At 34.3% G+C, this 24,348-nt stretch carries 25 protein-coding genes; 10 read left to right on the top strand and 15 right to left on the bottom strand.

Going from position 1 to position 24,348, the window contains the following annotated elements:
• The 4 genes from BTR34_RS07465 to BTR34_RS07450 all read right to left on the bottom strand — a co-directional run bounded on the left by BTR34_RS07465 (position 1) and on the right by BTR34_RS07450 (position 4,633).
• On the bottom strand, positions 1 to 999 hold the full coding sequence (locus BTR34_RS07465; RefSeq protein ID WP_068485451.1) for a vWA domain-containing protein: 999 nt from the start codon (positions 997 to 999) through the stop codon (positions 1 to 3).
• Positions 1,000 to 1,002: 3 nt separating this feature from the next.
• Positions 1,003 to 2,661 (bottom strand): hypothetical protein, encoded by a 1,659-nt coding sequence (locus BTR34_RS07460; protein ID WP_068485449.1) that lies wholly within the window; start codon positions 2,659 to 2,661, stop codon positions 1,003 to 1,005.
• A 5-nt stretch (positions 2,662 to 2,666) separates the two neighbouring features.
• A complete protein-coding gene (locus BTR34_RS07455) occupies positions 2,667 to 3,533 on the bottom strand; it encodes a DUF58 domain-containing protein (RefSeq protein WP_068485447.1) in 867 nt (288 codons plus the stop codon).
• Positions 3,534 to 3,631: 98 nt separating this feature from the next.
• Positions 3,632 to 4,633, bottom strand: a complete 1,002-nt coding sequence (locus BTR34_RS07450; RefSeq protein WP_068485445.1) for an AAA family ATPase — start codon at positions 4,631 to 4,633, stop codon at positions 3,632 to 3,634.
• A 171-nt stretch (positions 4,634 to 4,804) separates the two neighbouring features.
• Here BTR34_RS07450 and BTR34_RS07445 point away from each other — a divergent pair, with 171 nt between their 5' ends.
• The 3 genes from BTR34_RS07445 (at position 4,805) to BTR34_RS07435 (ending at position 7,642) form a co-directional block, all read left to right on the top strand.
• Positions 4,805 to 5,668: an aldo/keto reductase gene (locus BTR34_RS07445; RefSeq protein WP_074472117.1), complete on the top strand. Its 864-nt coding sequence runs from the start codon at positions 4,805 to 4,807 to the stop codon at positions 5,666 to 5,668.
• 11 nt (positions 5,669 to 5,679) lie between these two features.
• Positions 5,680 to 6,435 carry an SDR family NAD(P)-dependent oxidoreductase gene (locus BTR34_RS07440; protein ID WP_068485444.1) on the top strand — a complete coding sequence of 252 codons (756 nt, stop codon included), beginning with the start codon at positions 5,680 to 5,682 and terminating at the stop codon, positions 6,433 to 6,435.
• 70 nt (positions 6,436 to 6,505) lie between these two features.
• Positions 6,506 to 7,642, top strand: coding sequence for an ATP-binding protein (locus BTR34_RS07435; RefSeq protein ID WP_068485442.1), 1,137 nt, complete (start codon positions 6,506 to 6,508; stop codon positions 7,640 to 7,642).
• 43 nt (positions 7,643 to 7,685) lie between these two features.
• On the opposite strand, the gene BTR34_RS07430 is transcribed toward BTR34_RS07435, so the two are convergent.
• The 3 genes from BTR34_RS07430 to BTR34_RS07420 all read right to left on the bottom strand — a co-directional run bounded on the left by BTR34_RS07430 (position 7,686) and on the right by BTR34_RS07420 (position 11,002).
• The gene (locus BTR34_RS07430) at positions 7,686 to 8,054 is read right to left on the bottom strand and encodes a hypothetical protein (RefSeq protein ID WP_068485440.1); all 369 of its coding nucleotides are present in this window, start codon (positions 8,052 to 8,054) and stop codon (positions 7,686 to 7,688) included.
• A gap of 61 nt (positions 8,055 to 8,115) precedes the next feature.
• Positions 8,116 to 10,056, bottom strand: a complete 1,941-nt coding sequence (locus BTR34_RS07425; RefSeq protein ID WP_068485438.1) for an amylosucrase — start codon at positions 10,054 to 10,056, stop codon at positions 8,116 to 8,118.
• Position 10,057: 1 nt separating this feature from the next.
• A complete protein-coding gene (locus BTR34_RS07420; protein WP_068485436.1) occupies positions 10,058 to 11,002 on the bottom strand; it encodes a carbohydrate kinase family protein in 945 nt (314 codons plus the stop codon).
• Between the two features lie 182 nt (positions 11,003 to 11,184).
• Between BTR34_RS07420 and BTR34_RS07415 the strand changes: the two genes are divergently transcribed.
• The 4 genes from BTR34_RS07415 to BTR34_RS07400 all read left to right on the top strand — a co-directional run bounded on the left by BTR34_RS07415 (position 11,185) and on the right by BTR34_RS07400 (position 15,242).
• Positions 11,185 to 12,318: an SPFH domain-containing protein gene (locus tag BTR34_RS07415; protein WP_068485434.1), complete on the top strand. Its 1,134-nt coding sequence runs from the start codon at positions 11,185 to 11,187 to the stop codon at positions 12,316 to 12,318.
• Between the two features lie 47 nt (positions 12,319 to 12,365).
• Positions 12,366 to 13,448, top strand: a complete 1,083-nt coding sequence (locus BTR34_RS07410; protein WP_068485432.1) for a DNA helicase PriA — start codon at positions 12,366 to 12,368, stop codon at positions 13,446 to 13,448.
• Entirely contained in the window at positions 13,445 to 14,179 is a 735-nt protein-coding gene (locus BTR34_RS07405) for a metallophosphoesterase family protein (RefSeq protein ID WP_068485431.1), read from the top strand. Before BTR34_RS07410 ends, BTR34_RS07405 begins: the two co-directional genes overlap by 4 nt.
• Before the next feature lie 64 nt (positions 14,180 to 14,243).
• Entirely contained in the window at positions 14,244 to 15,242 is a 999-nt protein-coding gene (locus BTR34_RS07400) for an acyl-ACP desaturase (RefSeq protein ID WP_068485430.1), read from the top strand.
• A gap of 52 nt (positions 15,243 to 15,294) precedes the next feature.
• Here the strand turns inward: BTR34_RS07400 and BTR34_RS07395 are convergent, their stop codons facing one another.
• The 8 genes from BTR34_RS07395 to BTR34_RS07360 form a co-directional block, all read right to left on the bottom strand.
• The gene (locus BTR34_RS07395) at positions 15,295 to 15,879 is read right to left on the bottom strand and encodes a hypothetical protein (RefSeq protein ID WP_068485429.1); all 585 of its coding nucleotides are present in this window, start codon (positions 15,877 to 15,879) and stop codon (positions 15,295 to 15,297) included.
• 31 nt (positions 15,880 to 15,910) lie between these two features.
• A complete protein-coding gene (locus BTR34_RS07390) occupies positions 15,911 to 16,819 on the bottom strand; it encodes an OmpA family protein (RefSeq protein ID WP_068485427.1) in 909 nt (302 codons plus the stop codon).
• Between the two features lie 577 nt (positions 16,820 to 17,396).
• Entirely contained in the window at positions 17,397 to 18,950 is a 1,554-nt protein-coding gene (gene amaB, locus BTR34_RS07385; protein ID WP_068485425.1) for an L-piperidine-6-carboxylate dehydrogenase, read from the bottom strand.
• A gap of 78 nt (positions 18,951 to 19,028) precedes the next feature.
• Positions 19,029 to 19,403: a DUF1304 domain-containing protein gene (locus BTR34_RS07380; protein WP_068485423.1), complete on the bottom strand. Its 375-nt coding sequence runs from the start codon at positions 19,401 to 19,403 to the stop codon at positions 19,029 to 19,031.
• Complete coding sequence (locus BTR34_RS07375; protein ID WP_068485421.1) at positions 19,400 to 19,942, bottom strand: 3-hydroxyanthranilate 3,4-dioxygenase; 543 nt, start codon at positions 19,940 to 19,942, stop codon at positions 19,400 to 19,402. The genes BTR34_RS07380 and BTR34_RS07375 overlap by 4 nt, the downstream gene beginning before the upstream one ends.
• A gap of 109 nt (positions 19,943 to 20,051) precedes the next feature.
• Complete coding sequence (locus tag BTR34_RS07370) at positions 20,052 to 20,558, bottom strand: CAP domain-containing protein (protein ID WP_068485420.1); 507 nt, start codon at positions 20,556 to 20,558, stop codon at positions 20,052 to 20,054.
• Between the two features lie 279 nt (positions 20,559 to 20,837).
• The gene (locus tag BTR34_RS07365) at positions 20,838 to 21,317 is read right to left on the bottom strand and encodes a CAP domain-containing protein (RefSeq protein ID WP_068485418.1); all 480 of its coding nucleotides are present in this window, start codon (positions 21,315 to 21,317) and stop codon (positions 20,838 to 20,840) included.
• A gap of 188 nt (positions 21,318 to 21,505) precedes the next feature.
• A complete protein-coding gene (locus BTR34_RS07360; RefSeq protein WP_068485417.1) occupies positions 21,506 to 22,030 on the bottom strand; it encodes a CvpA family protein in 525 nt (174 codons plus the stop codon).
• Between the two features lie 79 nt (positions 22,031 to 22,109).
• Here BTR34_RS07360 and BTR34_RS07355 point away from each other — a divergent pair, with 79 nt between their 5' ends.
• The 3 genes from BTR34_RS07355 (at position 22,110) to glpK (ending at position 24,347) form a co-directional block, all read left to right on the top strand.
• Complete coding sequence (locus BTR34_RS07355; protein ID WP_068485416.1) at positions 22,110 to 22,466, top strand: hypothetical protein; 357 nt, start codon at positions 22,110 to 22,112, stop codon at positions 22,464 to 22,466.
• 3 nt (positions 22,467 to 22,469) lie between these two features.
• The gene (locus tag BTR34_RS07350; RefSeq protein ID WP_068485415.1) at positions 22,470 to 22,778 is read left to right on the top strand and encodes an antibiotic biosynthesis monooxygenase family protein; all 309 of its coding nucleotides are present in this window, start codon (positions 22,470 to 22,472) and stop codon (positions 22,776 to 22,778) included.
• Between the two features lie 78 nt (positions 22,779 to 22,856).
• The gene (gene glpK / locus BTR34_RS07345) at positions 22,857 to 24,347 is read left to right on the top strand and encodes a glycerol kinase GlpK (RefSeq protein WP_068485413.1); all 1,491 of its coding nucleotides are present in this window, start codon (positions 22,857 to 22,859) and stop codon (positions 24,345 to 24,347) included.
• Position 24,348 lies beyond the last annotated feature (1 nt).

Genomic DNA, 24,348 nt, shown 5'->3' with positions numbered 1-24,348 from the left:
TTATACAAAACTTCTAAATAGTGTGTTTCTTAGAATCCATTCCATTAAAAGAAGTGCTCCGGCCAATAATATCCATGGTCTAAATTTTTCTTCGTAACGGTAATACTTAAACTCCTCTACCTCTGTTTTTTCTAGTTTATTGATTTCATCATAAATTTCTTCTAACGATTCATTATCCGTAGCCCTAAAATATCGACCACCGGTAGCAATTGCGATATCTTTTAAAAGTTGTTCATCAATTTCAACTTGGCGCATGCCGTATCTAAATGAACCATCTGCATTATATGCTATTGGCGAAAGGGCATTTCCATTTGTTCCTAAACCAATAGTATAGGTTTTTATGCCATATTCTATTGCCAAATCTGATGCGGTTTGTGGTTCAATAAAGCCAGAATTATTGACACCATCGGTTAACAAAATGATAATTTTACTTTTTGCGGTGCTTTCTTTAAGCCGGTTAACAGAAGTAGCTAAACCCATACCTATTGCTGTACCATCTTCTAATTGCCCATATGTAATTTCCGAAAGGGCATTTAAAACTATCGATTTGTCGGTTGTTACAGGCGTTTTGGTATATGCTTCACCGGCATAAACTACAAGGCCAATACGGTCATTAGGTCTCTTCTTTATAAAATCGGCTGCAACCTCTTTAAGAGCGGATAATCGATTAGGCTTTAAGTCCCGAGCCAACATACTCGAAGACACATCAATTGCCATGACAATATCTATACCCTTGGTTGTTTTACTTCTGGTTGAAATATCTTCGGTCTGTGGTCTTGCCATTGCCACAATAATAGCGCTCAAGGCCAATAACCTTAAAATAAATAAGACTGGTTTAAGTTTTGGTAAAATACTATTATAGGTGAAACCTTTTACGCTTGATATTCGAAGAAATGCCGACTCTTCTTTTTGTTTAAAGAGATACCATATAATAGCTAATGGCAGTATTAGGAACAGCCAAAAGAAATCAGGATTTGCAAATGATATATTCTCGAACATTTATTATTCTGTTTTAACTTCTACCGATGCCAATATTCGGTCTACTATTTCTTGTGCATATGTGTCATCTTCTAACCAGGTTAAAATAACATACTGCTGAAAACCTTTACCCCCAAAAAGCAAAACGGTATATTCTCCATCGATTAATTCATTAGAGCCAGGTATTGAAAACTCCCCGTTTCCAAAAACTTTTAATCCTTTTACGCCACTAATAGTATAGAAAGCTTCTTGTTTTGTAATGATATTCTTTGCCCCTTGACTTTCGAAGTTAGATAGAATTTGCTCTATGGTTTTTTCGAAATCTGTTTCAGCATCTTGCTGGTTAAGAGTTATTGATGTAGTACCAACAGAAAATAACCCTACTGGGCTGGTATAACCAAATGCTTGTATATCTGCAATTGCAGCCTTAGCTTCAGGCGGCAATTTAACCTCTTGGCGAGCCATCACTTGTGGCGTCTCTAACTGAATAGGAGGAAAACCATAACTGCTTCGAACCCATTCACCTTCTAACAACTCTTTAGTAGGGTGACCTAATACCGTATCCTTCAAGTAGCCAAATCCAAATTTTATGCCCGATATGGTTATCCCAATAAGCAAAATGGCTATTACTGATATTATGGCAATTTTAATTTTCTTCTTTTTTGCTTTACGCTCCAGTTCTTCTTGGTATTCCGCTTGCTCCAATAATTCTTCTTCAGTAGGTTCAGGCAGGGCGTCATGGGTTTTAACTACAATTTGTTCTACTAGTTTTCTATCTTGCTCGGCTACTAAAGTTGATGGCTTATTTTTTGCAAATTTCACTAAATCCGCTGTCTGCAAAATTTGTTGAAATTGTTTTATGGTGTCGTCATCTAGTTTTAGTTGACCAGCATCCTTTAAAAGCTCTAATTTTTCTATCAGTTGGCCTGTAGTACTTTCCAAAGCGGTTACATGAGCATCTTCTTCTAAATAAGATCGTACAATAGAAGTTAGTTCAGAATAGTATTCTTTGTATTCATCTTGTATTAAATATCTAGAATGTTCTAATTTTTTAAGCTCAAGTAAGGCTCTGTCGTACGGTGGTAATAGTGCTACTTTCTCTTCTTCCGTTAATGGTTTTTTACGAAGAACAAACCAATAAATAAGTCCGCCTAAAATTAAAAGAATTAATATGGCAATGATTAAATATTTCCATAAACCGATATTGCTTTTCTCAACATTAATAAGTGGTTTAATGTCGTGCATTTTCTGATTTAAGGTATCAACCGGAATAGTAGCTACATTAATCATCATGGAATCGGTCATATAACCTGTTCCATTTATTTCAATTCGCTGAGCGGGTAATTTATAGGCCCCAGAATCGAATTGGGTAAGCGCATATATTTTTAGAAGTGTTAAGCGGTCTTTTTTTCTTGTGGTATCGGTAGCAAAAGCTTCTACGGTTTCTAAAGGTGAAAATGTTTGTCCCTCAGGAAAAACAACTTGATCTGTGGAATCTATATCAACAGTTACTGTCCATTGAACTTGTTCTCCAATTTTAATGTAAGTAGTATCAACTTCGGTATGTATTGCCGGACTATCTTGTGCTGATATTGGAATAACAAATAGTAGTAAAATAAACATAGGCATAATTCGCTTTAATCTCGAAATGCCCTTATTAATGAGTATATTATTAATCATCATTCGTATTAACCTCTTCTTTTAAAATAGCCCAATAATTTTTTCACATAACTTTCATCAACCCTACAATCTAAAACCCCGCAGCCCGATTTTGTGAACGATTCTTTAAAATAGGTAACACGTTCCCGATTATATTCTGCGTACGCATTACGAACTTTTTTAGATTGCGTATTTACCAATTGTATTTTATCAGTTTCAGCATCCTTTAATTGAACCATACCTAAATTAGGAATAGACTCTTCGCGTTCATCATATACTCTTATGCCTGTAAGATCATGTTTACTTCCTGTTATTTTTAATGTTTTTTCATAGCCATCATCAATAAAATCCGAAAGCACAAAAACAATAGCTTTTTTCTTCATTACACTACTCAAGAATTTCAATGCCTGGGCAATATCTGTTTTATTGCTTTGTGGTTTAAATTCTAATAGTTCTCTAATAATCCTTAAAACATGGGTTTTTCCTTTTTTAGGGGGAATAAAAAGTTCTATTTGGTCAGAAAACAAAACAATACCAACCTTGTCATTATTCTGCAATGCGCTAAAAGCTAATGTTGCTGATATTTCAGTAACTATTTCATTTTTAAATTGATTGGTCGTTCCAAAAAGTTCAGAGCCGCTAATATCTACCATGAGCATCATGGTAAGTTCTCGCTCTTCTTCAAAAACCTTTATAAATGGTTCATTGTAACGAGCCGTAACATTCCAATCAATATTTCTAACATCGTCTCCAAATTGATACTGCCGTACTTCGCTAAAAGTCATGCCACGACCTTTAAAGGTGGAGTGATATTCACCACCGAATATATGATCAGACAGCCGGCGTGTCTTTATCTCTATTTTTCGTACTTTTTTGAGTAGCTCTTTGGTATCCATTTTTTAGTAAACAGGTTACAGTCTTAGTTTGCAGCAAAATTCATTCAGCATATGTAATTATAGCAATAACTTTCTGATGCCGAATACTGTCAACTAGGTTAAGGTACTTCTATCTCGTTTACAATTTTATTGATAATATCTACAGAGGTGATATTTTCAGCTTCTGCTTCGTACGTAATTCCTATTCTATGTCTAAGAACATCGTGTACAACTGCACGAACATCTTCAGGTACTACATAGCCTCTTCTTTTTATGAATGCATAGCATTTAGCAGCTACACCAAGGTTAATACTACCTCTAGGCGAAGCGCCAAAACTGATTAAAGGTTTTAAACTTTCTAAATTATATTTCTCTGGATATCTTGTGGCGAATACAAGATCCAGAATGTATTTTTCAATTTTTTCATCCATATATACTTCGCGCACAGCTTTCTGCGCACTAAGTATTTGTTCTATGGATACCACTGCATTTACAGTTTCATAATTACCCAATAAATTCTGGCGCATAATCAGCTGCTCTTCATTTATCTTAGGGTAATCAATAACCGTTTTCAACATAAAACGGTCAACCTGTGCTTCTGGCAGCGGGTATGTACCTTCTTGTTCAACAGGGTTTTGAGTAGCCATTACTAAAAATGGTTTGTCTAAAACAAAAGTTTCATCACCTATAGTAACTTGTTTTTCCTGCATTGCCTCTAAAAGTGCGGATTGTACTTTAGCTGGTGCACGGTTTATTTCATCTGCAAGAACAAAATTTGCAAAAATTGGACCTTTCTTAATAGAAAAATCATTCAACTTCATGTTATAGATCAATGTACCGACCACATCTGCCGGTAATAAATCTGGAGTAAACTGTATTCTACTAAAGCTTCCTTTAACCGCTTTAGAAAGTGTGTTAATTGCTAAAGTTTTTGCTAAACCAGGTACACCTTCCAATAAAATGTGGCCTTGGCCTAACAAACCAATTAATAATCGTTCAACCATATATTTTTGGCCTACAATTACTTTATTCATTTCAAGCATCAATAAATCGATAAAAGCACTTTCTTGAGTTATTTTCTCATTAATGGCGCTTATGTCAATTGAGGTATTTTCTTCCATTTAAAACTATATATTATTGATTGTTAACACTTCTAATTTTAACAGTCATGCAAATTGAAAATTTATTCAGTCAGTCGCTGTTAATGATAGGTTAAAAAATTGGAAATCCCCTTATTTTTATGAAGGTTTTAAGGGATTTCTTTTTAATTTCATTATCCTAATAACAAAACATTGAAATATTCAAGAATTATTGCAGGTACTATGACCTGGGGCAAATGGGGAAAACAACATTCCACTACCGAAATGATTGCGTTAATGAATCATTGTATAGAAAACGATATTACTTCCTTTGATCACGCTGATATTTATGGCGATTATACCACTGAAGAAGATTTCGGTAAGGCACTAAAAGAAAGTACTGTAAAAAGGGAGGATATCCAATTGATAAGTAAATGCGGAATTCAGTTTCAGGTAAAAGAAAGAGCTAATAGGGTAAAGCATTATGATTATGGAAAAGAGTATATTATATGGTCTGTAGAACGGTCATTAAAAATGTTACAAACCGAGTATTTAGATTTGTTGTTATTGCACAGACCAAGCCCATTAATGAATCCGTATGAAATTTCGGAAGCTATTGAAAAACTAAAGAAGGATGGAAAAATAAAGCAGTTTGGCGTGTCTAATTTTACGCCATCTCAAATTCAACTTATAGAGAAAGTAATTCCGGTTGAGGCAAACCAAGTGGAATATTCTTTATCATCCATTGAGGTCATGAATAACGGTACTTTAGAAGATTGCATAGTTAATGATAGGTTAGCTATGAGCTGGAGTCCGCTTGGAAATTATTTTAGAGAAGAATCTAAAGCTAATAAACGTATAAAGAAGGTTTTGGTCAATTTGACCAAGAAGTATAATGCAACAGAAGACCAGTTGCTTTTGGCCTGGGTTTTAAAGCATCCGTCTATAATTCATCCTGTAGTAGGTACAGCAACTCCGGAAAGGTTGAAAATGGCCATGGAGGCGTTATATATTGATTTGGAATTACAAGATTGGTTTGCACTTCTTGAAGCAAATGAAGGAAAAGAAGTAGCTTAATAAAACAGAAAATGACAAAAACAGCATTTATTACAGGAGCAACAAGTGGTATAGGTAAATTTACAGCGATACATTTTGCCTTAAACGGTATAAATTTAGTATTGTGTGGAAGACGCCAAGATAGGTTAGATGCTCTAAAAGTAGAACTAGGTAAAGAAGTTAAAGTACATACTTTGAATTTTGATATTCGAAATAAAGAATCGGTTCAAGCGGCTATATCTTCTTTGCCAAATGAATTTGCCCAAATAGATATACTAATTAATAATGCAGGTAATGCCCATGGGTTAGATACTATACAAGACGGTAGTGTTGACGATTGGGATGCTATGATCGATATAAATGTAAAAGGGTTGCTTTATGTGTCAAAAGCGTTGATTCCGCAAATGATTGAACGCAAAACGGGTCATATAATAAATATTGGTTCTACCGCTGGTAAAGAAGTTTACCCCAAAGGGAATGTATATTGTGCAAGTAAACACGCCGTTGATGCCATTAACCAAGGAATGCGAATAGATTTAAATGGTACTGGTATACGTGTAGGTGCCGTAAACCCTGGTTTGGTAGAGACGGAATTTAGTAATGTGCGTTTTAAAGGAGATGAAGGTAGGGCAGAAAATGTGTATAAAGGTTTTCAGCCATTAAAACCAGAAGATATCGCGGACATTATTTATTTTGTTGTTACAAGACCATACCACGTAAATATCGCGGATTTAGTAGTAATGCCAACCGCACAAGCTTCTTCAACTATAGTAAAGAAAGAAATTTAGTAGTCAATTTTTTGAGGAGTATATTTTATATTAAGTAAAATCTTTTAAAGCCAAATAAAATAAACGCACAATGATTAATAAACGCCTTTTGGTTAAAAACTTACTCGCCCATAACGACGAGAATAGTTTTTATGATAAAAAGCGTTTTGTAAATATTGGTGAAAAAGAAGGAAAAGCAAAGTTTTTAAAACATGTTTGTGCTTTGGCAAACAGCAACCCTGCAAATAATTCTTTTATAGTTATTGGTGTAGAAGATGAGGATAATAAAATTGTAGGTGTAGATTTTTTTGATGACAGCAAAATTCAGAATTTAGTTAATGCGTATTTAGATAACCCTCCTCGTATATCTTATGAAAATATTCCGTTTCCGCATTTGCCAGAAGGTAAGGTTGTGGGCTTGGTTACCATAAAATCTATAGGTAAATTATGTTCATTACGTAAGAACATTTGGAAGTATTATGGAGGTTCGGTCTTTTTTAGAGAAGGCAGTATAAGCTTACCAAAAGCATATGATATTGAGTTAAAAAACATTAATTCTGATGCTGTTGCTACCATAGAGCAGCATGCTAAAAACAACATAGAACTTACTTTAGACGGAGTTATAGATTTTATAAATAATAGGCATAAAGATTTAGAAAGTGACTACAAAGTTTTTAAAGAGCAATTTGTGGTCTGTTGGGCAGGGAATAAAAAAGTGTCTAATGGAGAAACCTATTACTATAGAGTAGACATAGAGCTAATTAATGAACAGGTTAAACTTTTCTACTCCAACTTAGACGAAATTAAGATTAGTATTAATGATGATTCCTTTACTATAATAGAGTTTGTGCAGCTAGGATTAGGAGCTAAACAAAAATATTATCCGTTGGAGAAAGTGGTTATCAATTTTAGTGAAAATGGCACCTATCAAATTAATAGCGACTTGCTATTTAATCCTCCAAAACACAACAGAAAAAAACTGGAAAAAATATATGTAGATAACAATTCTTTGGTAGATAAAGCCAGTGGGAATACGGTTTTAACCATTGATGAGGTTAAAAGATTAAAATACTTGGCAGACTCTTATCTTATTTGTTATTTAAATGGTTTTGAAGAAGCAAAAGAGGATATGGAAAAGGCCAGGCAACTTTTAAAGTCAAAATATCCAACTATAAATACTTCGTTGAAAGAGGCTTTACGTGTGCTTAGGAAGGTGAAGTATAATTAAATATTTTCCTTGAAATTGTTAATCAACAATTAGTTCCTAGAGTTTATTTTGTTAAAATGTAGATGTCGCCAATTGAATTGGTTAAGGTTAATTTATTATAATCAATAGTAAAGTGCCATTCATTACTTAGAATCAGTGACCAATCAAATTCAGCGGTCCAAGGACATAAATTGTCGAATGTAACCATGTCATTTAAAATAGTAAAATTTCCATTACAAATTGCAGGGAATTTCGCAATATCACTTTCTCCTGAAAAATTCTTCCCATTTAAGTTCAATGTAACGTTTGATATAATTTCTCCTCTTTGAAAAGTACCAGTATAATACCCTTCAATATCATCTGCATTATTAGCTGTATTACAACCGTTTAGTGTAAAAAGTACTAATACTACTATAAGAAAGGGAGTTTTCATATTTATCTTTTAGTATTAGATTAAATATTATCTAAAAGGTTGTCTTTATATTAATGGAGAATCAAATATTCTTAATCCAAAGTTGCTGAAAGGGTTTTAATGGTAATGCATTATGGATTAGGTTAAAAGTTTCTTGGGTAAGCAAATCTATAGAGTTTTTGCCAGCGTGTATACCAATAGAAAGTAACCATCCAATATCTAAGGTTTCGGTAAGCTCATTAAAGTTAGATAAAACCCAAACGCTATCATTTTTATAAGTACGCTCATAAACAAATACATGTTCATTTGGGCAACCATGTATTTTTACCTCGTTAGAATCCTTAAAGAGAACATGCTCTTTCCGCAAACGAATCATATTTTTTAATCCATTGTAAACAATTGTAGAAGGATTTTCTTTTGTTTTATTTAATGAAGCAACGACATCCCAATTCTGGATTGGTCTATTTACCCAACGGTTGTCATTTACATGGTCTTGGTTTTGTTCGTAAGAGTAATCGTTTAAGGTGGCAATTTCATCTCCGGCATAAATCATAGGTATTCCGCCATACGTTAAAATAATACCATGCATCATTAATATTTTTGAAATAGCGTAATCAATGATGATCTTATTCTTCAATTCCAATGCGGTTTCAAGACCTAATAAGGAAGCTGCGCTACCTGTAATTCTGCCATCACCATTTTTAGGATTGTACATGAACATAAGCCCTTTTGCAGGCGACCATTCCAATCTACCAGTATAATAATTCAGTATAAATTGTTTATGAGCAGTAGGGTCCGAGCCCATTGCGCGAACAAAATCATCATCATATCCTAGCCCAATGTCATCATGGCAACGTATATAATTAATCCATGTCCCATCATTCGGTTTATTGGGTATCTCGGTTAAGCTTTTAAGCATTAAAGAAGCCTTTTTAGTGGCAATTGAATTCCATAACAAAGCCATTAATGAGGCATTATATGCAATTTCACATTCATTGCCCTCGCTTATACCTTCGCCAAAATATTTTATAATATTTCTAGGCGCAACGATAGCCTCGGCCAATAGAATAACCCCCGGTGCAATAACTTGCAAGCACATTCTAAATAATGAAATAAGCGTATGCGCTTCAGGTAAATTTTGAGATAAAGTCCCTAATTTTTTCCAAAGGAACGCTAAGGCGTCAAAACGAATTACGTCGACACCTAGATTGGCTAACGACATCAAATTACCAAGCATTTCAATAAATACTTCAGGATTTCTATAGTTTAAATCCCATTGATACGTATTAAAACAGGTCATTACCCATTTTTCCATTTCTTCATTATAGGTAAAATTACCTGGTGCAGACTGTGGAAATATTTCCGGAAGAGTTTTCTCGAACTCATCTGGTATATGACGGTCCGCGTAGGTGTAATAGTAATTTTGGTGATGAAGACTACCTTTTTTGGCTTTTTCGGCCCATTCAAACTCATCAGATGTATGGTTGACTACAAAATCTAGCATCAAGAACATATTGTTCTCTCTCGCTTTTTTGGCAAAATCTAAAAAGTCTTTTTTAGTACCATATTTACCATCAATTTCATGATAGCTATTTACCGCATAACCTCCGTCATTTTCGCCTGTAGGTCTTGTTGTAATTGGCATTAAATGAAGAAAATTTATACCTAAATCCTGAAAATAGGGCAGTTTTTCTTTTAGTCCATTGATGTCTTTATTGAAACGGTCTACATACAATTGCATACCTACCATTTTTTCGCTTTGATACCAGTTGCCAGAATTTAAACGTTCTAAATCTTGATTTTTAAGTTCTGTGGGGCGTGCTTTAAATAGAAGGGCTATTTGATCTAGTAGTTTAAAAAAATAGTCTTTATGTTCTACTTCTTGATAAAGTGAAAAAAAATGAGTTTTTATTAATGAAATATTGGCGGACAACCTTCGGTTATATAATACATCTAAATCTAAGGAGTCTTTATTTTCTTGACTTTTTAAGGCCAATATTCGGTGTAATTCTGCTTGGTTCATGTTAAGAATCTAATTGTTGTAAAGTTGGTAACGATTCTATGGCACCAAAATTTAAAGTTGTAATTGCTCCGGCTTTGTTAGCTCTTGTAACCATTTGAGTAAGAATTTCTTCTTTTTCCAATATATTGTCAATCGAAGTATGTTCAGCTATTTGCTGTAATAAGCATCCAATAAAAGCATCACCTGCGCCAGTAGTATCTTTAGGGCTAACTTTTATACTCGGTATTGTTTTACTGAAGTTTAAAGTACATAAAAATGTGCCTTTGCTTCCTAAGGTAACGACTATTATTTTAGTTCCCATTTCATGAAAAACTTTACAAGCATCTTCTAAATTATCTTTTCCTGATAGCAATTGAGCCTCTTCTAAACTAAACTTACATAGGTGAGATTTTTCTATAAAAGCGTGGCATTTTCGTATAAAAACATCTTGTTTGTTTTTCCAAAGGTCAACCCTATAATTAGGATCAAAACTAATGAATGCATTCTTGGTTAAACCATCAAATAAATATCGGCTATATGCATCTTCTAAAGAACCTCCTAAAAATGAAGTAGCAGCACCAAAGTGTAGTATGTTGTTTTCAAAATTGGTTTTATGTGATGAATCGTAAACTAGTTCTTTATCTGCACCTCTACTAAACACAAAATCGCGTTCACCATTTTCATCGATAGAAACAAAGGCAAGGGTGGTAAATGTATTTGTTTTTTGTGCTAAAGAAACATCTACCTTTTCATTTTCTAAAATACGCAATAAAAATGTACCAAAAGGGTCATTGCCTACGCAGCCAATAAAAACACCGTCGCCACCGAGTTTGCTAATAGCACAAGCAACATTTGCTGGCGCTCCACCCGCTTTTTTGGAAAATTCTTTGGCCTTAGACAAATCATTACCTTGGTTTTCGGCTACGAAATCAATCAATAATTCACCAATACAGAACACTTTTTTCATAGTTCATTTCAGAAATTAGAAATTCTAAGTTAATTAGAAATAGTAGATTCATCCTATATATCCTTAAGGAAATATTAAATTATAGTATTCATCGTATTATTTTATTGAATTTATAGGCTACTTATTTTGGCTCTATTCATGAATTCCATATCTTGAATTGTACATTTAAAAACACGCAAACCATGAGCATATTTGATGAAATTAAAAAGAAGTTAAGCCACGAGTTTATTGATATAATTGAATGGTTAGATACTAATGACGATACCATTGTTCATAGATTTGAACGCTACCAAAACGAAATTAAAAATAATGCACAGCTTATAGTGCGCGAAGGGCAAACGGCTGTTTTTATAAATGAAGGTCAATTAGCGGATGTTTTTAAGCCGGGAACATATACCCTAAATACAAAAAACCTTCCAATTTTAACCACATTAAAAGGTTGGAAATATGGATTTGATAGTCCGTTTAAAGCAGAAGTTTATTTTGTAAATACTCGCTTATTTACAGATGAGAAGTGGGGGACAAAAAACCCATTTATGCTTAGTGATGATAGGTTTGGATTAGTAGAAATACGTGCCTTTGGGACCTATAGTTTTAGAATTAGTGATGCCGGTAAATTTGTAGTAGATGTAGTAGGTACTGACGGTAATTTTACTAATTATGAAATTAATGAGCATCTTAAAAGTTTAATTGTAACTCGTTTTACCGATACTGTTGGTGAAGCTAATTTGCCAATTGAACTTTATGCGGCAAATACCAGTGAACTTTCAGAAACATGCCAAACGGTAATGCAGCCAGAGTTTAATAGAGTTGGTATTGAATTAGAAAAATTCTACATCGAAAATGTATCGATGCCAGAAGAATTAAAGAAAGAAATTTTTGAATATAGCCGATTAGATAAATTGGACATGGCCAAGCTAGCACAGTTTAAAGCGGCAAAAGCTATGGAATTAGCGGCTAAAAATGAAGGCGGAACAGCTGGTGCCGGTATGGGAATGGGAATGGGCTTTGTATTAGCGCAGCAAATGGGAGGTTTAATGGGGCAACCTGGAGCACAACCTTTTGGCGGGCAAGCACCACAAGCGCAAGCGCCACCACCAATACCAGCTCAAGTATCCTATTTTTATGCTGTAAACGGTCAACAATCTGGTCCAGTAACTTTTGAGAAATTAAAAGAATTATTTGCAAGTAGAACTATTAATAGAGATTCACTTATTTGGAAACAAGGAATGGCAAGTTGGTCTGAGTTAAAAGAGGTAGAGGAATTGAAATCATTTTTAGGAGGCAATACACCACCACCATTACCAACAGCGTAATCTATTTATTAGCAGATAAATACAGCTATTAGTAAGGGGAACTATCTATGGATAATATTCAAAAATCGGAATATAAAAAGGCTTGTGCCAATTGTGGTGCCGAGTTAAAATTTAAACCTGGTTCGCATCAACTTACCTGCGAGTATTGTGGGTATGAAGAATTTATTGAGCAATCTAAAAGTAGTTTTGAGGAACTTGAGTTAGAACATTACCTAAAGATTGTAGGCGAAAACGCATATACCGAAACTATTGAATTGTTGCACTGTAAAAATTGTGGTGCTAACCAGCATGTAGAAGAGAATTTCAAATCACTCAATTGTGTTTACTGTAGCGAACCTTTAATTAGGGAAGACATTGAGAAAGAAGGTTGGATCTTACCTGGTGCTCTGGTTCCATTTCAATTAGATGCAAAAAAGGCCCAATCTATTTTTAAGGATTGGGTTGGTAAAATTTGGTTTGCTCCAGATAACCTTAAAAAGGCGGCTTTAGACCCAGAAGGGCTGCATGGTTTGTATGTGCCTTACTGGACATTCGATGCTAATCTTGATGCATCTTACCAAGGACAACGAGGCGATTATTATTACGAAACTGAAACATATAATAGTAATAAGGGTAAACGCACTAGGCAAGTTCAGAAAACAAGATGGACCTATGCTTCTGGTAATGTTGATGGTTTTGTAGATGATATTCTCATTAATGCATCTGAAAAAAAGCGTAAAGAAATCCCTGGGAAAGTTGCTTTTTGGAACCTTAAAGATTTAGTCGTGTTCAATTCTAAATACTTATCTGGCTTTGTTACTGAAAAATATTCAGTATCACTTAAAGAGGGGCATCACAAATCTTTTCAAGAAGCAAAAAATATAGCTTATAATTGGATCAGGCGAGATATAGGAGGGGATACGCAAAGAATAGCAAATGCCGATATAAAATTGTCCGATGAAAAATTTAAACACATTTTACTTCCTATCTATTTAAGCACTTATAGATATGACGGCAAGGAGTTTAATTTTTATATAAATGGACAAACGGGTGTTTTAAGCGGAACTAGGCCTTATTCGTTTTGGAAAATTTTCTTTTTAGTGCTTTTTATTATTGTGTTAATAGGAGTATTTGCGATTTTTGCTAAATGAGTTTAAGTAGAACATTAGTCGTAGGGGATATACATTCCGGGTTAAAAGCTTTAAAACAAGTAATTGAAAAAGCAAATATTACAGAAAACGACACCCTAATATTTTTAGGGGATTATATTGATGGGTGGAGTGATGCAATAGAAACGGTAAATTTTTTATTGGAATTAAAAGAACGGTTTAATTGTGTATATTTAAGAGGCAATCATGACGAGCTTTGCTATGAGTGGCTGACAGGGGCAGATGATAACCCAACATGGTTTATGCATGGTGGTGAGTCAACAGTTAATTCATATGCCTCTATTTCCGAGGATTTAAGAGAAGTTCATTTAAATTTCTATGAAAGTTTAGTAAATTACCACTTAGATAATGAGAATAGGTTGTTTTTACATGCAGGTTTTACTAACTTAAAAGGAATAGAATTTGAATATTTTGAAAAGACCTTTTATTGGGACCGTACGCTGTGGGAGCTAGCTCTTTCTTTAAATAAAGATTTAAAAGAAGATCATATATATTACCCTAAAAGACTTAAAAATTATTCAGAAATATATATCGGTCATACCCCAGTTACTCGCATAGGAGAAACAACGCCACAAAATGCGGCTAATGTTTGGAATATTGATACAGGTGCAGCCTTTAAAGGGCCGCTAACCATATTTAATGTGGAAACTAAAGAATATTGGCAAAGTGAACCGGTTTTCACCTTTTATCCTGGTGAAAAGGGTAGAAACTGAGAAAACCATTAACTTTACATAAAATGAGCGAGTGTAATTTACCATCATTGTTAAAATTTAAGATATGTCTATTAAAAATATAAGATTAGAAGTAATGCAGGCTCTAGAGCCTAAGGTAGAAGGTTTTATGGATTCTTTTCTAATAAAACCGGAAGATATTTGGCAGCCTACTGACTTTTTGCCTAATTCAGAACAAGATACTTTTTTACAGGAAGTAAAGCAGCTTAGAGAAGAGTCTAAAGAATTGGGTTACGATTTTTGGGTAACTATGGTAGCCGATACCATTACAGAAGAAGCATTGCCTACTTACGAATCATGGTTAATGGACGTTGTCGGTATTGACCAACATGGCGATTACAAAACAAACGGTTGGGCAAAATGGGTACGTGCTTGGACAGCGGAAGAAAATAGACATGGTGATGTGTTGAACAAATATCTTTATTTATCTGGAAGGGTAAATATGCGAGAAGTTGAATTAACGACACAGCATTTAATATCTGACGGATTTGATATTGGTACAGACCGTGATCCTTATAAGAATTTTGTATATACTTCATTTCAAGAACTAGCTACTAATATTTCTCATAAACGTGTGGGGCAAATGGCTAAGAAAAAAGGAAATGTACTACTAGGTAAAATGTGTACCATTATAGCAGGGGATGAAATGAGACATCATTTAGCATACAGAGAGTTTGTAAAGACTATTTTTGGTGAAGACCCATCAGGTATGATGATAGCATTTGCAGATATGATGAAAAGGAAAATAGTTATGCCTGCACACTTTTTACGTGAATCTGGTGGAACAATAGGATCTGCTTTTGAAAACTTTTCTAATTGTGCGCAACGTTTAGGGGTGTATACGGCACAAGATTATGTGGATATTTTAAGTAAGTTAAATGCTTTTTGGGAATTGGAAAGTGTTCGTTCGTTAAATGAAGAAGCTGAGAAAGCCCGTGAATATTTAATTAAGCTACCTGCAAGATTAGAGAGAATTGCAGAGCGCATGAAATTTCCGCAAGACCAATACCATTTTAAGTGGGTTGAAGCAAACGGAGCATTATAAAACAAAAAATCCCGATCATAATTGATCGGGATTTTTTGTTTTAAACTGAGGTTTATAATTTACCGTGTTTATGTTCATCTTGCCATTTAACAAGCTCTGACCATTTTCCTTCATAACACATTTTAGCTTGCATTGGCCAAGAAGCTGGATCATGAATTTTATATCTTGTTCCACCTGTGTCCAAAACTTTTTGACATTCAACAAGGCTAGCTTCAGAAAGTGCTTTCCAGGTTTTGATGCCATGGTCTTTGAACATCCCTTCAATTTTTGGACCAATACCTTCAACAATTTTTAAATCATCTTGCTTAATGTTTTTACCAAAAGCGGCTTTAGCAGCCGTAGCATTAAATTCCAAAGCACTACTTGTAGCGGCACCAGCAGCAAAAGAGGCGGCAGATGTGCCTAAATTTGTACTTGGAGAAGGTGGTGCAACCTTACTAGCAGCTATTACTTTTTGGTTACATGCATCTAAATCTGCTTTTAGTTTGCTATTGCTAGCTTTAAGACTGGATATTTCTGTAGAATTATCTATAACTTTAGCAGAGCCTTTACCAATTAGGTAGCCCAAGATACCACAGATGATACCACATAAAGCCGGAATTAGCCAGCACCAAATATTCATATTTTCAAAATTCATGATTTATTTATTTATAGGATTAGTGTATGTTTTAGTTTAAAGTGATTACGGTTCTTCTGTTTTTTTCTCTTCCTTCTTCCGTAGTATTATTAGCAATTGGTTGAGAATGCCCTTTAGAAGTTGCAATGATCTTGTCTGAAGCAATACCGTTTGTCATTAAATAATTTTTAGCAAAATCTGCTCGATCTTGGCCAAGTCTCATATTTGTGCTTGCTTGTCCTGTAGCATCTGTATGGCCAACTACACTAGTTGTAGCACCGGCAACCTTATCTAAATATCTAGAAATATCTGCAACTTTTTGTCTTTGTGTAGCATCTAAACTTATAGAAGCTTCCGCAGTATCAAAATATAGAATTAATGGGTCTGCTTTAATCTTCTCATAAAGCGCTTTTAATTCGTCGTCGGCAGTGGCTGATTTTTCTATAAGACTAAAAGATGCAGCACCCAAATAAGTACCATCTTTGGCAATCATTTCGTCCATAATTTTTCCAAACGTATTGATTTGAGCTGTAGGAATACCTTTAGCGGCTAAATCATTTTTAATATTATTGGCGCGTGCTAATCCTAAATTGGGAAATGCGGTATTGTTCTCTTCATCACTTGTGTAAAAACCGGTAACATTAATAACATTATTCTCATTAGTTCCTAAATGTTCTTTTAAACTATTGACACCATTTTTTAATTCTAAGCTTAAAGGCGTTAGAAAAGTTTGAGAGGACAAATTAAAATTGTAATTATCATTAGTGTTATAAGTAAATCCGTTGCCGTCAATTGCAAACGGATATGCAGTAGCCTCTGGTTCTTTGATGATTACCTGTTCTGTGGATGGCTCTGTAGTGACTGCTCCTGCATTGCATTCGCTACAGCATGTTACATAGAAATACGTGCCAGCTACAATGGTAATCAACATCAATAATAAATTGGTTGTTGTTTTTGTCATTGTAATTAATGTTTAGTGTTTGAGGCACAATGTATTAAAAAAAACTTAAAAATGTTAAAACATTATAAGCTAATTACCTTACAATCAATGATTATGTGTAATTCCAGATATACTTAATAGTTTGCCAACTATACAGTAATAGTGTTTGAAAGTAAAAAAGGTGACACTGGTGACGTCTTTTAGTTGCAATTTTACGTAAGTATTTCAAATGTTAGTTTCTCCCCTCAAAGTTTGGGCACTGAAATTACATTTAAAGTTTTGAGTTAGTTGGTTAAAAAATCCTGTCTTCTATAAGTCGACAGGATTTTTTTATTTAAGTAATTCAATTATAGAAAATCCATTTATACAATATTATGGTTTAGCCATACAGATTTCAATTATCTGAATTGAATATTTTGATAATTTAATAAGGAGAATAATATACTTTACAGATGAAGAAAAGAATAAAGGGCATTATTAATTTCCTTTGCATGTTTGTAATACTGGGCATTCAAACCTTATTACATGGTAGCTGGTCTCATAAGGTTACTAATGGTAAAACAGCTTAAGCCAACACACAAAGGAAATTATTGAAATTTTATAGATCAAACTTTATACCCTGGGCTAAAGGTAATTCTGTGGTATAATTAATAGTATTGGTTTGTCTTCTCATATATACTTTCCATGCATCAGAACCGCTTTCTCTACCACCGCCAGTTTCTTTTTCACCACCAAAGGCTCCACCTATTTCAGCTCCAGAGGTGCCAATGTTTACATTAGCTATACCGCAATCGCTACCCCATGCAGAAAGAAAACGCTCCGCTTCACGAAGATTATTAGTCATAATTGCAGATGATAAACCTTGAACCACACCATTTTGAATAGCAATGGCATTTTCAACATCACCCGAATATTTTAATAAATATAGAACAGGTGCAAAAGTTTCATGCTGTACAATTTCAAAATCGTTTTTAGCTTCGGCGATAGCAGGCTTCACATAACAGCCACTTTCGTAACCTTTACCTTCTAATACACCACCTTCAACAATTAGTTTACCGCCTTCAGAAACAACTTTTTCCAATGCAAGTTTATATTGTGCAACCGCATCAGTGTCAATTAATGGACCCACATGATTATTTTCATCTAAAGGATTTCCAATTCTTAATTGTTGGTAAGCAGCAACTACAGCTTCTTTTACCTTATCATACATAGATTCGTGAATAATTAGTCTTCTTGTAGAAGTACATCGTTGACCGGCAGTACCTACAGCACCAAATACAGCGCCAATAACGGTCATTTTTAAGTCGGCATCTGGCGTAACTATAATAGCATTATTACCGCCAAGTTCTAACAACGATTTACCCAGTCTTGCAGCAACGGCTTGTGCAACAATTTTACCCATTCTAATAGAGCCAGTGGCAGATACCAATGGAATTCTATTATCTTGAGTCATAAGTTCACCTACTTTGTAATCTCCGTTAATAAGGCAAGAAATACCTTCGGGTAAATTATTTGCTTTAAATACATCTGCTGCTATGTTTTGACAAGCAATGCCACATAAAGGAGTTTTTTCCGATGGTTTCCAAACACAAACATCTCCACAAATCCATGCCAATGCCGTATTCCATGCCCAAACAGCTACAGGGAAATTAAAAGCTGAAATTATACCTACAACTCCAAGTGAATGGTATTGTTCGTACATTCTATGACCTGGTCTTTCAGAGTGCATAGTTAATCCGTGTAATTGACGTGAAAGACCAACCGCAAAATCACAGATATCTATCATTTCTTGAACCTCTCCTAAACCTTCTTGGTAGCTTTTACCCATTTCATAAGAAACTAATTTCCCTAAAGGTTCTTTAAGTTCTCTTAGTTTATCTCCAAATTGACGAACAATTTCACCGCGTTGAGGTGCTGGTTTTGTTCTCCATTCTTTAAAAGCAGAGGTAGCGGTACTCATAACTTTTTCATAATCTGCTTTGGTGGTAGTTTTCACCTTGGCAATTAATGAGCCATCTACTGGGGAATAAGATGAAATTAGGTCACCTGAAGAAAAATTGTTTGATCCAGTTGATGTTCCATCGTTAATATCGTTGACTCCTAGTTTTTTTAAGGCATCATGTATTCCAAAATCTGTTGCTATTTTTGACATTTTATAACTTTTATTACGATTTCTGTTAAATATATTACAAAAATACAAAGAATTTAATGCAATACCCAGTTCAAAGGTTTACAATGAAAATTTTATAATACTCCAAAGAATAATTCCTAGTAATGCAGGTATACCTTGAATGATAAATATTTTCTTAGTAACCGAAATTGCTCCATATACACCTGCAACAAAAACGCAACTCAAAAAGAAAAGAGCAACATTTGCAGACCATACGTTATTGTTTATTAGTAGTGACCACAAAAGGCCGGCGGCTAAAAAACCATTATATAGACCTTGGTTGGCGGCCATTTGCTTAGTGGGTTCAAATAGATCTTTAGGAAAATTTCTAAAAACTTTTCTTCCTCTGGTAGTCCATGCAAACATTTCCATCCACAAAATGTAGATATGTAAAATGGCAACGATTACAGTGATTATTTTGGCGGTAATTATCATTGATCTTTGGCAATAAAACGTTCATCAATGGGCATTACAGTACCGCAGTTATCACAAGTTCTTAAATCTTTTGAACTATAAAAGTACTTAAAATGAGAAAGGAAGTCTTTTTCGATATCGTTAAGTGTAAAATATGCTTCATATAATTTATGATTGCAATTGTCGCAGAACCATAAAAGACCGTCATCTACATTCATATGGGCTCTTTTACGCTCGATAACTAATCCGATAGAGCCTTCTTTACGAACGGGTGAATGAGGTACTTTTGCAGGGTGTAAATACATGTCGCCGGGACCTAATTGCATAGTGTGCTTTTCACCATTTTCTTGAATATGAACTTCGATATCCCCTTCAAGCTGGTAAAAAAGTTCTTCCGTTTCGTTGTAGTGATAGTCTTTTCTTGCATTTGGTCCGGCTACTATCATTACAATATAATCGCCAGCATCTTTGTATAAATTTCTATTACCCACAGGTGGCTTTAGTAGGCCTCTATTTTCCGCTATCCATTTATTAAGGTTAAAAGGTGCTTTAATGCTCATCATTATAATTTTACATTAAAGTTAGAAAATCTGTTTTTCGTTACCTAAATGTTAAGCATAAAAAAAGCCTTTGTATTACAAAGGCTTTAAAATATATTCCCAATATTATTTATCTATAGAATAATTGTGTAAAATACATATCTCCATTACTATTTAATTTAATGCTTATTGCGGAATGAGTATAATCACCCTCAATATTTTTTCTGTGTCCTGGACTATCTAACCATGCATCGAAAGCATCTTCTAATGTATCATAGTTTCTTGCAACATTTTCTGCTACAAATTCAGCACCCGTCCTTTTTGAAATATTTTCAGCACGCTCACCAAATTTAGCATGACTGGTGATTCCCTTTTCAATCATATAATTGGTATGAATACCTGCATAATAATATGTTGTGCTTTCAAATTCCATTTCATTTAATCCAATACTTACTCTGTAGTTATTTATCATTTCAAAAAGTTCAGCCTCCATAGATCTATGAGTGTCAGAAGAAACTAAAGTTACAGATGTTGAAAGAGCATCGTTACTTTTTTCGTAACCTGCAAAGTTTTCGTATTTAGAACAGGAAGATAATAATGTAAGAATTAATGCCAATGTAGGTAGAGATAATTTCATTTTGGGGGTATATATTATTTAATTACACCTCAAAAGTAGCCCAAAGAACTATTTTTAAAAGAAGATAATCTATGGAGGTTACAAAAAAGTCGATAAGCTGTAAAATTAGCGCTTATAAGCCCTTATCGACGAAGTGTAAGTTTAATTTCATCGTAAAAAGGTGCATTTAATGCTGAAAACGTCACTTCAACTATAAAAAAGAACTCTTGACCCCAGTTTAGTCATTGACTTAGGGTGTTTTAAATAACGAGACTACATTTTTAGTAAGAAAAAACTTAACTACTCTTTATAAAACAATTGAGTAAAATAGAAATTGCCAAGTTCATCTTTCTTTACACTAATTCCTGTATGGGTAAAATCACCTTCCATAGTTTTCTTATGACTACTACTAAGATACCAACCTTGAAAAGCCTCAAGAGCAGTTCGGTAATCTTTAGCAACATTTTCCGCAACTATTTCTACAGCAATTTCTGTGTTGATGTTTGATGCCCTAGAGCTAAAATTATCATGACTAATGCTACCTTTTGTAATCATATAGTCAGTATGGATGTTTGCATATTTATAAGCAACATCACTAAATTGGAGCATGTTAGTATTTAAACTTAACCTGTGCTCATTTACAATTTCCAATAGGTCCTGTTCAATACTTATGACATTTTCTGCTTCTAATACAGGTGCCTCCTCTATAGGGTCACTAGTGCAAGAACCAAGAAAAAGTAATAAAAAGACAGGGACCGCGTAAAGCAATCTCATTTTCATATAATGTCTTTTAGTTAGCCTCTCGGCGTAGCGAAGTAGGTAATGTTATCGAGAATGTTCTACGTTCCCTTGTCGATTTGGGTTATCGATACATTAATATTATTGAAAATATAAGTGCAAGCAGAATTCCAAAACGATTATTCGTTAAAGTGTTCAATAATTAAGAATAATAACTAAAAAGTTGTATTTTAAATAGAAATAGTAGGATCAAGTTGCTCTTCAGAATCTATTCGAGTTTGCAGAACCTTATCAAAAATTAATGCACCGATATCCTTAATAGGTTGGTATAGGATAGACTGTTGTTTTGTTTCTTCGTTAATTAAGTTGAGTGTTGTATCCATCCTATCAAAAAATATAAAAGCAGCACCAAGTAATATAGCTACTTTTAAGGTCCCAAAAATCCCACCTGCAATTTTGTTTAAAGTGCCTAACATTGCAAAATTGGCAACCTTGGTTAATAGTTTCCCAATTAAGTTGACAATGAAAATAATAAGGATCAATGTTATGATAAAGGCGATAATACTCATGTTGCGTTCATCCCAATTTAAATGTCCAGATAAGTAATTACCAGTTATATAGGAGAAATGAATTGCTCCAAAGATACCTGCTACCAATGCCACTATAGATGCTATTTCCATAAATAGACCATTTTTATATCCTTTCCATAAACCCCAAATTAACGGAATTCCAAGTATTATATCTAAAAGACCCATTTGCGAAGTGTTTTAACAAATATAGAACTTTGATTAGTACCTTTGCAAAATCTGTATAATACAGCAGATATATGAAACTATGGCAAGGGATGAACAGTTAAAGGAACGATGGAGCAATTTAGTAGAAAAATTATCTACAAAATTTTCTGATGGAGACCCTTTAGAATTAGATGCTATAATTTATTTGGTCGGAGTTCAGGAACTTGGTCAATACCATAGAAAATATAAAAAAGATGATAAGCTAGACTTAATGCATATAGCTATTTGTCGTCTGTTGGAACCGTACGGTTTTTATGAGTTTAGTTTTTTTGATGAAGATGGTTGGCCTCATTATAATGTAGTAGAAGAACTACCATCTTTAAAAGCTGGGGAGCAAACAGTATTGATGAAAGAAGCCATTGTTTCTTATTTTGTAGAAAAAGAGTTTATTAAATAAAATATGACTACTCCTTATTACGCAGTTATTTTTACTTCTACCAGAACAATAGGTGATAATGGTTATGGTAAAATAGCAGAATTCATGGAGCAATTAGCGAAAAAGCAACCTGGATTCATAGGTATTGAAAGTGCACGACAACAAATAGGAATTACTGTAAGTTATTGGGAAAGTATAAATGCAATTCAAGATTGGAAACAGCAAGCAGATCACTTATTGGCCCAAAAAGAAGGCATTGCCAATTGGTACGATTCTTACACCGTTCGCATTTGTTTAGTTGAGCGAGAATATAGTTTTAATAGAACTTCATAATTTTTCAAATCACTTCCATTTTTGCTGCTTTGAAATAGCTTTAAATTCTGCTATATTTAGAGAAATAACTCAAAGCACATGTCAAGGCAATTTATTATATCATTAGATCAGGGTACAACAAGCTCTAGGGCTTTATTAGTGGACCATGAAGGAACTATTCAAGGAATGGTTCAAAAAGAATTCAAACAGATATTTCCAAAATCAGGATGGGTAGAGCATGATCCCAAAGAGATAGTTTCATCTCAAATGGAAGTTTTACAAGAGCTCTTAAAAAATAAAAAAGTACAACCTTCAGAAATAGTTGGTATCGGTATTACCAACCAAAGAGAAACTACCGTAGTATGGGATAAAAATACAGGAGAACCTGTTTATAATGCCATTGTTTGGCAAGATAAACGAACCGCTGATATTTGTGAACATTTAAAAAAGTTAGGATTAACAGAACATGTAAAAAAGACTACTGGGCTTGTAATTGATTCTTATTTTTCTGGAACCAAAGTAAAATGGATTTTAGATAATGTAGAAGGCGCTAAAAAGAAAGCGGAAGCGGGTGATCTTTTAATGGGCACCATAGATACTTGGTTGGTGTGGAATATGACAAAAGACCATAGGCATTGTACGGATTATACCAATGCCTCTAGAACCATGATTTATGACATAGTAAATCTTAAATGGGATGATAAAATGCTTAAAGCTCTAGGTATTCTTAAAACTATGCTGCCAGAAGTAAAACCATCAGCAGCGTATTTTGGAGATTATGAGATAGAAGGTGTAAAAATACCAATTGCTGGTATTGCCGGTGATCAGCAGGCAGCTCTTTTTGGTCAAGCTTGTTTCAATAAAGGGTCGGCAAAAAACACGTACGGGACGGGTTGTTTTATGTTAATGAATACAGGAGAAGAACCTCAGTTCTCTAAAAATGGTTTGTTAACGACAATTGCTTATGGTATAGATGGTAAAGTAAATTATGCCTTAGAAGGCAGTATTTTTATTGCAGGTGCGGCCATACAGTGGTTGCGAGATGGCCTGGAGTTAATAAAAGATGCTAAGGAAACAGAAGAACTGGCAAATTCAATTGAAGGCGAGAACCCTGTCTATGTAGTTCCTGCTTTTGCGGGTCTAGGAGCACCATATTGGGACATGTATGCAAGAGGAGCAGTTTTCGGTTTAACTAGGGATACAGGAAAGGCACATTTAGCTAAAGCTACTTTAGAAGCGCTGGCATACCAAACGAAAGATATTTTAAAGGCTATGGAAGATGATTCTGGGATTCAATTAAAAAACCTTAGGGTAGATGGTGGGGCATGTGCCAATAATCATTTAATGCAATTTCAAGCTGATATATTGGATTCAGAAGTACACCGCCCTGAAATAATTGAATCTACTGCAATGGGGGCTGCATTTTTGGCGGGTATTCAAGTTGGATTTTGGAAAAAAACCGATATTGATCAAAACAGACCAATGAACCGTATTTTTAAACCTACGTTTGATCGTGTTAAAAGAAAACGACTGTATAAAAAGTGGCAAAAAGCAGTAGAACGTACTAAAGGGTGGGAAGACGGGGAATAGG

Source organism: Maribacter hydrothermalis (assembly GCF_001913155.1).
GTDB lineage: Bacteria > Bacteroidota > Bacteroidia > Flavobacteriales > Flavobacteriaceae > Maribacter > Maribacter hydrothermalis.
This window is presented reverse-complemented; position numbering and strand designations above follow the sequence as displayed.

What these genes read in the sequence shown, in the direction of transcription:
- BTR34_RS07465 (WP_068485451.1), bottom strand. Translation starts at nt 999, where the DNA reads ATGTTCGAGAATATATCATTTGCAAATCCTGATTTCTTTTGGCTGTTC.
- BTR34_RS07460 (WP_068485449.1), bottom strand. Translation starts at nt 2,661, where the DNA reads ATGATGATTAATAATATACTCATTAATAAGGGCATTTCGAGATTAAAG.
- BTR34_RS07455 (WP_068485447.1), bottom strand. Translation starts at nt 3,533, where the DNA reads ATGGATACCAAAGAGCTACTCAAAAAAGTACGAAAAATAGAGATAAAG.
- BTR34_RS07450 (WP_068485445.1), bottom strand. Translation starts at nt 4,633, where the DNA reads ATGGAAGAAAATACCTCAATTGACATAAGCGCCATTAATGAGAAAATA.
- BTR34_RS07440 (WP_068485444.1), top strand. Translation starts at nt 5,680, where the DNA reads ATGACAAAAACAGCATTTATTACAGGAGCAACAAGTGGTATAGGTAAA.
- BTR34_RS07435 (WP_068485442.1), top strand. Translation starts at nt 6,506, where the DNA reads ATGATTAATAAACGCCTTTTGGTTAAAAACTTACTCGCCCATAACGAC.
- BTR34_RS07430 (WP_068485440.1), bottom strand. Translation starts at nt 8,054, where the DNA reads ATGAAAACTCCCTTTCTTATAGTAGTATTAGTACTTTTTACACTAAAC.
- BTR34_RS07425 (WP_068485438.1), bottom strand. Translation starts at nt 10,056, where the DNA reads ATGAACCAAGCAGAATTACACCGAATATTGGCCTTAAAAAGTCAAGAA.
- BTR34_RS07420 (WP_068485436.1), bottom strand. Translation starts at nt 11,002, where the DNA reads ATGAAAAAAGTGTTCTGTATTGGTGAATTATTGATTGATTTCGTAGCC.
- BTR34_RS07415 (WP_068485434.1), top strand. Translation starts at nt 11,185, where the DNA reads ATGAGCATATTTGATGAAATTAAAAAGAAGTTAAGCCACGAGTTTATT.
- BTR34_RS07410 (WP_068485432.1), top strand. Translation starts at nt 12,366, where the DNA reads ATGGATAATATTCAAAAATCGGAATATAAAAAGGCTTGTGCCAATTGT.
- BTR34_RS07405 (WP_068485431.1), top strand. Translation starts at nt 13,445, where the DNA reads ATGAGTTTAAGTAGAACATTAGTCGTAGGGGATATACATTCCGGGTTA.
- BTR34_RS07400 (WP_068485430.1), top strand. Translation starts at nt 14,244, where the DNA reads ATGTCTATTAAAAATATAAGATTAGAAGTAATGCAGGCTCTAGAGCCT.
- BTR34_RS07395 (WP_068485429.1), bottom strand. Translation starts at nt 15,879, where the DNA reads ATGAATTTTGAAAATATGAATATTTGGTGCTGGCTAATTCCGGCTTTA.
- BTR34_RS07390 (WP_068485427.1), bottom strand. Translation starts at nt 16,819, where the DNA reads ATGACAAAAACAACAACCAATTTATTATTGATGTTGATTACCATTGTA.
- amaB (WP_068485425.1), bottom strand. Translation starts at nt 18,950, where the DNA reads ATGTCAAAAATAGCAACAGATTTTGGAATACATGATGCCTTAAAAAAA.
- BTR34_RS07380 (WP_068485423.1), bottom strand. Translation starts at nt 19,403, where the DNA reads ATGATAATTACCGCCAAAATAATCACTGTAATCGTTGCCATTTTACAT.
- BTR34_RS07375 (WP_068485421.1), bottom strand. Translation starts at nt 19,942, where the DNA reads ATGAGCATTAAAGCACCTTTTAACCTTAATAAATGGATAGCGGAAAAT.
- BTR34_RS07370 (WP_068485420.1), bottom strand. Translation starts at nt 20,558, where the DNA reads ATGAAATTATCTCTACCTACATTGGCATTAATTCTTACATTATTATCT.
- BTR34_RS07365 (WP_068485418.1), bottom strand. Translation starts at nt 21,317, where the DNA reads ATGAAAATGAGATTGCTTTACGCGGTCCCTGTCTTTTTATTACTTTTT.
- BTR34_RS07360 (WP_068485417.1), bottom strand. Translation starts at nt 22,030, where the DNA reads ATGGGTCTTTTAGATATAATACTTGGAATTCCGTTAATTTGGGGTTTA.
- BTR34_RS07355 (WP_068485416.1), top strand. Translation starts at nt 22,110, where the DNA reads ATGGCAAGGGATGAACAGTTAAAGGAACGATGGAGCAATTTAGTAGAA.
- BTR34_RS07350 (WP_068485415.1), top strand. Translation starts at nt 22,470, where the DNA reads ATGACTACTCCTTATTACGCAGTTATTTTTACTTCTACCAGAACAATA.
- glpK (WP_068485413.1), top strand. Translation starts at nt 22,857, where the DNA reads ATGTCAAGGCAATTTATTATATCATTAGATCAGGGTACAACAAGCTCT.